At 40.4% G+C, this 11990-nt stretch carries 10 protein-coding genes and 1 tRNA gene; 6 read left to right on the forward strand and 5 right to left on the reverse strand.

All coding sequences use genetic code 11. From position 1 onward, the window contains the following. The first annotated feature begins 1 nt into the window (after position 1). The 4 genes from ACM0OW_RS02670 to ACM0OW_RS02685 all read left to right on the forward strand — a co-directional run bounded on the left by ACM0OW_RS02670 (position 2) and on the right by ACM0OW_RS02685 (position 3927). Complete coding sequence (locus ACM0OW_RS02670; RefSeq protein WP_414548496.1) at positions 2-1495, forward strand: thioester reductase domain-containing protein; 1494 nt, start codon at positions 2-4, stop codon at positions 1493-1495. A 785-nt stretch (positions 1496-2280) separates the two neighbouring features. After that, the gene (locus ACM0OW_RS02675) at positions 2281-3084 is read left to right on the forward strand and encodes an SDR family NAD(P)-dependent oxidoreductase (RefSeq protein WP_414548497.1); all 804 of its coding nucleotides are present in this window, start codon (positions 2281-2283) and stop codon (positions 3082-3084) included. 71 nt (positions 3085-3155) lie between these two features. Then, complete coding sequence (locus ACM0OW_RS02680; RefSeq protein WP_414548828.1) at positions 3156-3245, forward strand: HNH endonuclease; 90 nt, start codon at positions 3156-3158, stop codon at positions 3243-3245. Between the two features lie 247 nt (positions 3246-3492). Continuing rightward, the gene (locus tag ACM0OW_RS02685; RefSeq protein WP_414548498.1) at positions 3493-3927 is read left to right on the forward strand and encodes a hypothetical protein; all 435 of its coding nucleotides are present in this window, start codon (positions 3493-3495) and stop codon (positions 3925-3927) included. A 499-nt stretch (positions 3928-4426) separates the two neighbouring features. Here the strand turns inward: ACM0OW_RS02685 and hetI are convergent, their stop codons facing one another. The 3 genes from hetI to yidD all read right to left on the reverse strand — a co-directional run bounded on the left by hetI (position 4427) and on the right by yidD (position 6908). Continuing rightward, complete coding sequence (gene hetI, locus ACM0OW_RS02690) at positions 4427-5146, reverse strand: 4'-phosphopantetheinyl transferase HetI (RefSeq protein WP_414548499.1); 720 nt, start codon at positions 5144-5146, stop codon at positions 4427-4429. Between the two features lie 168 nt (positions 5147-5314). Further along, a complete protein-coding gene (locus ACM0OW_RS02695) occupies positions 5315-6331 on the reverse strand; it encodes a sulfate/molybdate ABC transporter ATP-binding protein (protein WP_414548500.1) in 1017 nt (338 codons plus the stop codon). A gap of 103 nt (positions 6332-6434) precedes the next feature. After that, positions 6435-6908: a membrane protein insertion efficiency factor YidD gene (gene yidD / locus ACM0OW_RS02700; RefSeq protein ID WP_414548501.1), complete on the reverse strand. Its 474-nt coding sequence runs from the start codon at positions 6906-6908 to the stop codon at positions 6435-6437. A 202-nt stretch (positions 6909-7110) separates the two neighbouring features. Here yidD and chlP point away from each other — a divergent pair, with 202 nt between their 5' ends. Continuing rightward, positions 7111-8331 carry a geranylgeranyl reductase gene (gene chlP / locus ACM0OW_RS02705; protein WP_414548502.1) on the forward strand — a complete coding sequence of 407 codons (1221 nt, stop codon included), beginning with the start codon at positions 7111-7113 and terminating at the stop codon, positions 8329-8331. A 340-nt stretch (positions 8332-8671) separates the two neighbouring features. Here chlP and ACM0OW_RS02710 read toward each other — a convergent pair whose 3' ends face one another. Further along, positions 8672-9793, reverse strand: coding sequence for an ABC transporter permease (locus ACM0OW_RS02710; protein ID WP_414548503.1), 1122 nt, complete (start codon positions 9791-9793; stop codon positions 8672-8674). A 196-nt stretch (positions 9794-9989) separates the two neighbouring features. Further along, on the reverse strand, positions 9990-10844 hold the full coding sequence (locus ACM0OW_RS02715) for an Npun_R2479 family HD domain-containing metalloprotein (protein WP_414548504.1): 855 nt from the start codon (positions 10842-10844) through the stop codon (positions 9990-9992). 344 nt (positions 10845-11188) lie between these two features. Here ACM0OW_RS02715 and ACM0OW_RS02720 point away from each other — a divergent pair. After that, positions 11189-11260, forward strand: a tRNA-Gly gene (locus ACM0OW_RS02720). Positions 11261-11990 lie beyond the last annotated feature (730 nt).

The raw sequence follows: 11990 nt of genomic DNA on the forward strand, positions 1-11990 counted from the left end.
AATGACTTTTAAACAAGCTTATAGTGCGGCAGATATTCAAGCATGGCTAGTAACTAATCTGGCTGAGTTAATCGGTGTAGAAACTGATGAGATAGATATCAATGAGAATTTAGAAACCTATGGTTTAGATTCCGCTCAGGCGATGACTTTGGTGAGTAAATTAGAAAAATTGCTGGGATTTCAACCATCTCCAGTTTTACTATGGCACTACCCTAATATTGCGTCTCTTTCCCAGCGTTTAGCTGAAGAATTACAAGAAGGTCTACAGGTCCAAGACGGTCAAGTTAAAACTTCAGTCCTAAATTTGGCAGATGAAGTTGTGCTTGACTCTAGCATTAATCCTGCTAATGCAATAAGTGTATTTGAGGGTGAAGCTAAAAATATCTTTTTAACTGGGGGTACTGGTTTTTTAGGTGCTTTTATTATCCGGGAATTACTACAAGAAACCGATGCGGATATATATTGTTTAGTCCGGGCAAATAATGCAGCAGAAGGTAAAAGCAAACTACAAAATAATTTAAAACAGTATGCAATTTGGGATGAGAAATTTAATTCTCGCCTTATCGCTATTGTTGGTGATTTAGCCCAACCACTTTTAGGTATTGACTCTGAACAGTTCCAAATTTTAGCTAGCAATATTGATGTCATTTATCATAGTGCGGCTTTGCTGAATTATGTTTATCCCTATTCAGCACTGAAAACAGCCAATGTTTTAGGAACTCAAGAAGTTTTAAGATTAGCTTGTCAGACCAAAGTTAAGCCTTTGCATTACGTTTCCAGTGTAGCTGTTTTTGAATCAAGTGCTTATGCTGGTCATCTGGTAGAAGAACAGGATGAATTTGACCATTGGGAAGGTATTTATTTAGGCTATTCTCAAACTAAATGGGTGGCAGAAAAGTTAGTTAAGGTTGCTCGTGATCGAGGTTTACCCGTCACTATTCACAGACCACCATTAATTTCAGGAGATAGCACAACAGGTATTTGTAATACCCATGATTTCATCAATTTGATGACTAAAGGCTGTTTACAAATGGGCAGCTTTCCTGATGTAGATTATATGTTGGATATGTCCCCTGTGGATTATGTCAGCAAAGCTGTTGTTTACCTATCAAGACAGAAAGAATCTATTGGTAAGGCATTCCATTTACAACATCCTCAACCGATTTCGTTAAAAGATTTAGTTGAATGGGTGCGGTCTTTTGGTTATCCTGTAGAGATGATTCCCTACGAACAATGGCAATCAGAGTTAATCAATAATGTCTCTTCTGTAGAGAATCCTTTGTACACTCTGCGTCCTTTTTTACTAGAACGCTGGTCTGATGAACAAGTAACTATTCCTGATTTGTATTTGCAAGCGAGAAGACCAACAATTAGCTGTCAGGCAACTTTGAAAGCTCTCACCGGTAGCTCTATTGTTTGTCCACCAATTGATTCTCAATTACTGATGACTTACACTTCTTACTTGGTTAAAACTGGCTTCTTGACTCTTGCCTAGCTTATTGTCTGGATAAAAGAATCCCATCGACCTTATACGATTTATTTCCTTCTTTCCTTGCGGTTAGTTCCTCCCATATTTATGTGAATTTGCACAGACAACTGGTATAGCCACCACTAATGAACTAAAAATGGGAGGAGAATCTGTAGAGACGTTTCATGAAACGTCTCTATTTTATTTTTAGAAGAATATTTTATAAATATAATCCAATACGGTTCAGTTAAGCCTAACAGTCCGCGTTGAGGAGCAATGGAACGTTAACGTAGATTGCCGTAGGCGTAACCTAATAAAGTCTCGCAAATGTTGGGTTTCACTTCGTACCCCTACGAAGAAGCAAGCTACAACCCAACCTACAATTTTCTTAAGTGAATCGGCTCGAAATCTAATCAAATTATTTATTTATAAAATCAATACTGTTTGTTGTTCATAAATTTTGATGTTAGCAAATACATCAAAATAAGCTACCTGTTGGAACTTTAACATAAGCTTTTGTTGATGTATAATATTAATTATTATGCATGAATATTTATTTTCACAACTACAGCAACATAAAGTAGTTATTAAAAGTTAAAGATTAAGGAATCTCGTTGGTTGTCAATTTGTACAATGCGTAAGACCTGGCTAAACTTTTCAATTTCTTGAAAAAATCATCACACAAGAATTTGAAATGGTAATAAACTACAAGAATTTTAGTAGTTTAAACCAAAATTATCAATCGGTACATCACGGAAAGCCACAGTCAATGTCAGGCTGACCGAGCAAATTGAATTCACCAATCTTCTAAAATGAACACAACAAAACAAGTCCAGGACAAACAAACAGCTCTTATTACTGGGGCGGCGGGTGGTATTGGCTACGAACTAGCATCTATTTTCGCTTCTCATGACTACAATTTGGTGTTGGTAGACCGAATTGAAGCAAAGCTCAAAGAAATTGCCATTAAATTTCAGGAAGAATTTGGCAGTTCGGTGACAACTATTGTCAAGGATTTATCTATATACTCATCTCCTCAAGAAATTTTTGCAGAGTTGCAAGCAGCAAACATTCATGTTGATGTGCTGGTGAATAATGCCGGATTTGGGATTTATGGATTATTTAACGAAACAGACCTAATATCTGAATTGGAAATGCTGCAACTAAATGTGGTGTGTCTTACCCATTTAACTAAGCTATTCCTGAAGGATATGGTCAAGCAAGGTCATGGCAAAATATTAAACGTTTCTTCGGCGGCGGCTTTTCAACCGGGCCCGTTGATGGCGGTTTATTTTGCTACTAAGGCTTATATCTTATCATTTTCTGAGGCGATCGCTAATGAATTAGAAGGCACAGGTGTGACGGTGACGGTGCTTTGTCCAGGTTCAACTGCATCTGCCTTTCATCAACGCACGGGGATGGCAGACTCTAAACTGTTGAAAGGTAAAAGGATGATGGATGCTGCAACAGTCGCTAAAATCGGTTATGCGGGCTTAATGAAAGGTCAAACCATTGTCATTCCTGGTCTCATAAATCAAATCCTGGCAAAAAGCGTCAGCTTTACACCTAGAAAGCTAGTAACAAAAATTGTTAGAAATATGCAAGAAGATAATTGACCTCTCTCCGCCATAAATGGAGGGGGATTCTCTACTGTTGCTACAAGGTAGGCTAAAGACACACTGAGGAAATAGGCACTCACCACATATTACCCGTTCCTCAAGGCGACTTAGACGACATAAGCAATCTTCAGCATTTGCACATAGCGTGTCATAAATAGGTACATTCTAAACCTGACCCGTTATGGTTCTTAGGGTAGTGCGGAGGGGCGACCCTCCAATCTAACCCGATATCACGATTCAAGTCCTCCATTGTTTAAGATTTGCTAATTACGTAGAATGAACCTCAGCGATAGCAAAAGTCAAAATTGAAATACTTGCTGTAAATGGGTTTTAGACTTTTGCCATGTCCTAAGCACCTTGGTGGTTGCTATATTAGATAATTAAACAAACCAACAGTAAATGACAATGGATGATTTTTTGTTTTTAACCCGTGTATTCCCATCAGTTGATATTTTTGTAGGATTGAAACCAGCCTTAAAAAGAAGTACAAAAGGTAAAACAATTTTTAGTTGTTTTGATATTGATGACAATTTAGTAGGCAGTCGAGTATTAAAAGAGGCGAGAGGTCTAAAAAAACTAGCGGTTCCTTCAATAACTCATAAGATACATATTAAATCATTCAATGAGGATTACTATCTTGCTGATGTCAAATTAATGATTGAAGACTGCATTAAAGATAAAATTGCCTACGTTAAAAGAGATTATGGGTTAACACCTGAAGAATATTATCAAGAAATACTAGAAAATCGTGCAAAAGCCAGTTCAATTAAAAATATGGCTTTAAAAAATGATCAGTTGGATTTTCCAGCTATTAAGGACTTTGAAGCTAAGAATGAGTAAATAAAACCAACTTTTACAACGGGAAACAAGGGTTTCTGAGGGCAGAGTATGGCACCAAAGCCGAATGGCACTAAGATAAGCCGAAATCTCGTTAGGGCAGGGTGTTGGGGATAGGGTGTTGGGTGTAGTGTTTAATAAAATTGAATTTTAGTACGTTCATGTGTTCAACAACTTCTTAATTCCCCACACCCGACACCCGACACCCGACACCCAAAAGCCTTATAAATAATGGATTTGCCGTTATCTTAGTGCCATTCCACCAAAGCCTTAATGATGGTGCGTTACGGATTTTATCCTAACGCACCCTACTGGACTGACAAGGCTAAAATGTGGCAATAGATTTTTGAGGCCATTGAGATAAATCAATGTTTTCTGCTTTTCCCTAATGCACTATTTTAAGCTGGTCACGCCACTACTGGACTGACAAGGCTAAAATGTTGCAATAGGTTTTTGAGACAATTGAGATGTGCTTTGCATTACTACTTAACAGGACACTGATTCAGTATTGCCAACACTGCAAATCATAACCAGAACCCGCCACAACCACAGCAGCAAGAGAATCTTGAGCAGGCCTTAGCTCGAAGAGACTCCAATTCTCAGATGTCTTTAACTGGGCGGGTTCTGTGGGATTGAGTAATATTTCAATTTGTTCTAACTGAGCTAGTCCTTCTCCAGTGGCTTTTAAATAAGCTTCTTTGCAAGTCCAATAACGGAAAAATATTTCTTGCTGTTTGTGATCAGATAGCGATCGCACTATCTCATATTCTCTCGGTAAAAAGAACCTCTTGGCTAGGGCTTCTACATCCGACATGGGGCGAATATATTCTAAATCTACCCCTATTTGACTGTGATAACTAACTGCACACAGCGCTAAACCTTGGGAATGAGACAAGTTAAAGCATAAGTTACTCTGAGCTAAAGCATCTGCTAATACTGGTTTGCCACGCTCTTGATAATCAAATAGGACTTGTTGCGGCGAAATCCCCAAATAGTTACTCAGTATACACCGTAGAATACCACGACCAGTGATAAAACGCTGCCGATGTTCCTGAAAATGGAATCTGTTAGCACGAGAAACTTCGTCACCCGAAAGGGTTGCTAGTAAATTTTCGCGCTGTGCTTCTGGGATATCCAGGTTAATCCGCCAGATATGAGCATTATTTGGCAATAAACTCAAGTTTGTTGGTACAGGTAGCCATAAATGATTAAGAGCCGTCATGGATTGAATGAGTTACATTAATTTGGCATTTTGGCACACCTAATTTTAAAAGGATAGATACACTAACTAAGTGGGATACATTTCATGTGCAAAGTACTAAAAATCAAAATCCCTCGACTAGTTACCGAGGGATTTTTTATTTTTGCAGAGTAATAAAAAAGCTTTAGATTATATTGAATAATACAAGGGAAAAGACCTAGCATCTCTTGGCTTGACATATACCCGGTCTTGTGGTTCTAATTGTAATTCGTTAAAGCGATCGCGTGTTAAATGTGCGGCTACCACTTGCCCATCATCTAAAGTTAATTCTATCTGAATTTCCCAACCCAAATGTATCAACCGAGTCACTGTAGCTGGTGCAGTAGTCCCATTCGCCTGTCTTTCAATCTGTACATCTTGGGGACGTAAAAATACTTGGCTATTTGGGGAATCAAACCCACTACTTTGGAAAATTTTGGAAGTGTTGGATAAGACATTTACAGGGCCAATGAAGCTCATCACAAATGCTGTAGCTGGATTGTCGTAAATTTGGGCTGGTGTTCCCACCTGTTCTACCTGCCCTTTATTCATCACCACCACTTCATCGGAAACTTCCATTGCTTCCTCTTGGTCGTGGGTGACGAAAACAGTGGTAACATGAACCTCATCATGGAGGCGGCGTAACCATGCCCGCAAATCCTTACGAACTTTGGCATCCAGTGCGCCAAATGGTTCATCTAGCAATAATACGTTAGGTTCTACAGCCAGCGCCCTAGCTAATGCTACCCTTTGTCTTTGACCACCAGACAGTTGGGATGGATAGCGATCGCCTAATCCACTCAATTGCACTAATTCTAGCAACTGATCTACCCGTGCTTTAATTTTCTTCGCTGGTGTTTTGCGAATTTCTAACCCAAAGGCGATATTTTGTCGCACATTTAAATGCTTAAACAGGGCATAGTGCTGAAACACAAATCCAATATTTCGCTCTTGGACACTTTGATGTGTAGCATCCTTACCAGTCAGCAATATTTTGCCGCTATCTGGCATTTCCAAGCCCGCAATTAACCGCAGCAAAGTGGATTTACCAGAGCCTGATGGTCCTAATAAGGCCACCAGTGAACCACTTTTGATTTCGAGATTAACCTGATCAACGGCTTGAAAATTCCCGAAATTTTTAGATACATTCTCAACTACTATGCCCACTGCTGCTGTACCTCTACAACTTAATCTACGGCTTATTGCTAGGATTACCGTGCTTTACATATACCACAGATTAGATCCTTTCGGTTAATTTGAATCAGACATTTTAGCCGCAACTGCCACATTCGAGAAAGCTACAGTCAGCCCCACTGCAATCAAGCGCACTACAATCAGGACTAGCACAGTCAGCCCCACTGCAATCAACGGCACTACAATCAGGGCTAGTAGTCATAATTTCCACACAATTGCCACCACATTCAATCCCAGTCAAATAGTCATTACAGTCAAGATTATTACTACCAGGGTTTTTCTGCGGTTCTGGTTCTGGTTTCTCAGCTTGCGCGCGCAAAATGTAATTAGCTTGCTTACAGGCTTGAAATCGTTCACGAGACTGAGTTAGTGCAGCGCGGAAACCGTCCTGAATAATCACCTGCTTGAAATACTGGGAGCAAGATTCACCCCCATACAAGACTCGATGAGCGCAAGCAAAACCTTTATGGGGGGAAATGTGTTTTTGATATCCAGTAATTGCGGACACACCAACTTGTCTGGTCAGCGAGTTGAATGCGGAAATTTGCATAGATAGGGAGTAGATGCAAGGTAATATTTTATGATTCCCATTGATAAGTCCCGATTTCCGATTCCTCATCCCCTCTTTTTGTATCGAAATATTAAGGAATATTGCAATTCAGGCAAAATCTGAAACAAGACCACGAAATCAAGCAAAACTCCGTGATAGGATGCTTGGGTTAAACGTTTTTATCAACTTTGGGAGAAGACCTTTGACACTACGGGTTGCTGTTGTTGGGTCGGGTCCTGCTGGTTCATCTGCCGCTGAAACGCTGGCGAAAGCAGGAATTGAAACTTACTTGTTTGAGCGAAAATTAGATAACGCCAAGCCCTGCGGGGGTGCTATTCCCCTGTGTATGGTGGATGAATTTGACCTACCACCAGAGATTATTGACCGCCGTGTGCGGAAGATGAAAATGATTTCACCTTCCAATCGTGAGGTTAATATCAATATAGTAAAAGAAGACGAATATATAGGAATGTGTCGCCGGGAAGTGCTGGATGGATTCCTGCGTGACCGAGCGGCAAAACTAGGGGCAAATTTAATTAACGCCACTGTTCATAAACTTGATATACCCACAAATAACACTAGCCCTTATACAATTCACTACGTTGACCATACAGAAGGTGGTTCACAGGGGATTACTAAAACCCTAAAAGTAGATTTAGTAATTGGGGCAGATGGGGCTAATTCTCGCATTGCCAAAGAAATGGATGCTGGGGATTATAACTATGCGATCGCTTTCCAAGAGCGAATCCGCTTACCCCAGGATAAAATGGACTACTATAACGACTTAGCCGAAATGTATGTCGGTAATGACGTTTCTACAGACTTCTACGCCTGGGTTTTCCCCAAATACGACCATGTAGCCGTCGGTACTGGCACAATGCAAGTCAATAAAGCCAGCATCAAACAGTTGCAAGCAGGTATCCGCGCCCGTGCTTCCGAAAAGTTAGCCGGCGGTAAAATCATTAAAGTCGAAGCTCATCCTATTCCTGAACATCCCCGTCCCCGTCGTGTAGTCGGTCGGATTGCGTTGGTAGGAGATGCGGCTGGTTATGTAACCAAGTCCTCTGGTGAAGGTATTTACTTTGCAGCTAAGTCTGGGCGGATGTGTGCCGAAACCATTGTGGAAATGTCTAACAGTGGCGCAAGTATTCCCACAGAAAAAGACCTCAAGGTTTACTTGAAGCGCTGGGATAAGAAATACGGACTCACCTACAAAGTGTTAGACATTCTGCAAACAGTTTTCTACCGTTCCGACGCTACCCGCGAAGCCTTTGTAGAAATGTGCGATGATCTGGATGTGCAGAAGCTCACATTTGATAGCTATTTGTATAAAACAGTTGTCCCTGCTAATCCCTTCACCCAACTCAAAATTACTGCCAAAACTCTTGGTAGTCTGATTCGCGGTAACGCTTTAGCTCCTTAATCACAGCACAAGCAAAAATTATATTTGTTATACGTAACCTTTGTTGTAGAGACGTTTCATGAAACGTCTCTACATTTTTTTTGTAGGAAATAACCAATGACCAATGACTAACCCTCTTTAATCACTATCGCTAGAGAAAAATCTAAAACCCTTCTCTTCAAAGCTTTTATCAATTTAGGCGTAGGTTGGGTTAAGTACAGCGCAACCCAACACCCAAAGACCTTGGCATTGTTGGGTTATGCCTACGGCAAGCTACGCTAACACTACGTTCTATCCAACCTACATTTATTTTTCTCTCTCTAGAGTAATAGAAAAGGGCTAATGACTAATGACCAATAACCTATCTTCGCAAACTGCGGGGGTCGAGAGCATCTCTAAGACCATCACCCAGTAAGTTAAAAGACAGCACTGTGAGAATAATTAACGCAGCTGGCGGCCAAATTAACCAAGGTTGCAGCACCACAATGGAAGCATTGGTGGCTAAGGAGAGCATATTACCCCAGGAAGGATCAGGTTGTTGGATTCCCAAACCAATGAGACTTAAAACAGCTTCTGCACCAATAAAGCCAGGAACAGCCAATGTTGCCGAAATAATCACATAGGTGGCAGTTTGAGGCAAAATATGACGAATTATAATATAAATTGGTTTACCACCCATTGCTCTGGCGGCTTGGACAAATTCTCGCTCTTTTATCGATAGTACCTGTCCCCGAATTACCCGCGCTAATCCCGCCCAACTAATTACCGAAGTAATTACGACAATTAGTAAAAAACGCTGGGTACTGGTTAAACCTGGTGGTAAAACTGCACCCAAGGTCACTAACAGATAAATTCCAGGGAAAGTCATTAGCACTTCGGCAAGCCGCATAATCACGCTGTCAGTCCAACCGCCGAAATAGCCAGAAATTCCACCAATGATTAAACCCAGGGGAAAGGTAATCAGCACCCCGATAATGCCAATAAACATACTAATGCGACCACCATGCAACAAACGGCTGAATTGGTCGCGTCCTTGGTCGTCAGTACCCAAGATATTAATGTAAGCTTCACCAGATGTGCCAAATAAGTGCCAATTTAGAGGAAAACCAGGGGAAATAGTTACTTCATCCCATTTAGGCGGTAGTGGTAATCTTAACTGTAATAGCCGATACTCATTTCCAGAGACAAATAAACGTAGAGGTGTAGGCTTTTCTAAGTCTACAATTAATAGGCGATCGCCTGTTTCTAAGTCAGTATCTCCCTGAGTCGTAGGATATACATGAGGCCCAATAAATTGCCCTGGTTCTGATTGAGAAAACCAATAAATTCGAGTTGGTGGTAACAGTGAACCATTTGGCTGTGAGGCGAGAGGGTCATAAGGCGCAACGAAATCAGCTGCAATTACCGCCACATAGAAAATTAACAGCACAATTGCCCCAAATCGCGCCAAAGGATTTTTCTGAAGTCTTTGCCACCAATTCATTTTATTTGTCCTTTGTCAAGAGTAACCATTGTAGAGAGGTGAAATATCACGTCCCTACGTTTTTTCCCACCAGATGTTTAATGATTTATACAGCACTTTGCCAATAAATGAAATACACATATTAATAAGACAAGTATTGTGGGGGAGGGCAAATATACCCGCCCTTGTATACTAATGTAAAGCAAATATGCCGTATCTAACTATTTTCTGGTTCTTGCATTTTTTCATGTTCTACCACAAAAACATTTGAGTAGAGATTAGCGATAATTTGTTTGCCCTGCTGAGTCAGAGACAAATAATGCAGTCCATCTTTAATATAAGGATAAACACCATGCCAGTAGAACTTAGCGTAATTCTTGCGTAAATCGGCAGGTGTTTTGTAACCGAGAATGTCATTCATCCCAGTTTCTTGGAACTCGTAGAATAAAGAAGTAATTTTCCTTAAATAACGTGGGTCACTTAATTGTCCAATCAAATCAGCCGCACGTACTAAACCAGCATAGCTAGTTGTATCTTGATGGTCTTCTGCTACAGGCACTGGAAACCGAGTTAACTCAATATTACTTTTAATGGCCTCAGCATCAATTAATTTATGACCGCCAAAACGCTCATCAATGAAGAGTTTGGCTCTATCAACATGATAGGGCGTGAGCGTAGCATCAGAAGTCCCAGGTTGCAGCTTAATCATTTTGCCATCTTGACCTGTGGCATATAAATCTATTGTTTCTTGGTCTTGTCGGCAAACTCCTTTAACATAGCCAATATCATGACACAGCAAGGAAATGATGAAATGTAGCCAGTCTTCACTAGAAACACCACCCTCCCGAATGTGTTTACCGCGTAAAACTTCTTGTCCTACAAGAGTCACTAAAACAGAGTGTTCAACGTTGTGATACAGGGCATCGCTATTAGCAATATTTTCCAATGCCATATTACCAGCCCAAGCGATAATATCTTGATAATCATGTTTCAAGCAGCCGTATGTGCGACGGTAGCCTTCTCGAATTTCGAGAACAAAGGCATCAATCAAAATTTCAGTGGCATTGAACATATTTGTTGCTTAGAGAGATAAAATTTTTTATGTTAATATCGTCAGAATTGCACCGTCAGTTTTGCTATTGCTCAAATAGAAGGTGCAGATTTATCCTTGTAGCTGAGGCATCCGTGTGGTTGTGAAGCACCTTCGTGCCTTGCTCACAATCATAAGCCATAATTTCTCAATTTATAGAGTTAGCAGGTTACAGGCGGGCATAGTAACACTGAACAGGCATATATTGAGGGATTTATACCTATCCTCAAGGGCTAACTCGTTGCGGAGGTTATGATAATTAGCTACCAGATATTACCAATATAGTGCTATTATAGTAGATGGCTTGGTTAAGTTAACCATTCTCTGCGGGTGTAATTCAGTGGTAGAATGTCATCTTCCCATGGTGAACGTCGTGGGTTCGAGTCCCATCACCCGCTTTTTGTGTTGTACATTAACTAATTATTTGTCACTGTTAACAGATTAATGTCACAATTAACTAATTAGTGTCACTGTTAACAGATTGATGTCATTTTCAGGAACAAACCTTGTTTTATTCTATGCTGAAGCTAAGTATGTTAGCCAACCCAAATTTTGATTACGTCTCTACAAGTATATAAATTGGGAAGATGACATTCCTTTCAACCCACCTTTAAAATTTGAAATCTTGTTTAAAAACTTCGTCTCTATTACCTGTTTTTGGCAAGAAAATTTTGAAATAAAATCGTAATTACTACAAAAGATACTAATTATCTTCCAAACTGCTTCTAGATTGAAGGAGTGTTGAAACAAATAATAGGGCGGTGGCAAAGTTTGATTATAGAGTAGACTGCCTTCAAGCACACCTCTAGCTGGGAGGGGCGTTCAAACTCAGGATGCTCTAGGAGGAGATAGGAAGACCCTTAGTACAGTTTCAACCCGCCTCACTCCGGGAGGGGTGTTGAAACCATCATTGAAGGGCGGATATCAACAATTATGGGACTTTCAACCCGCCTCACTCCGGGAGGGGTGTTGAAACTCCGCCCGACCAAACCCTTATCTAGAGACACTTCCAAAGGCAATTTTGAAACCGTGTCTAATTCTGATCTAAACTTCCCTCTTAAGGGAACATTACAGAAGCATCTAAATAAGTACAACTATTACTAGGTAAGGGATTTGGACTTTTGGCAG

Source organism: Anabaena sp. CCY 0017, from assembly GCF_963920885.1.
Classification (GTDB): Bacteria; Cyanobacteriota; Cyanobacteriia; order Cyanobacteriales; family Nostocaceae; genus Nodularia.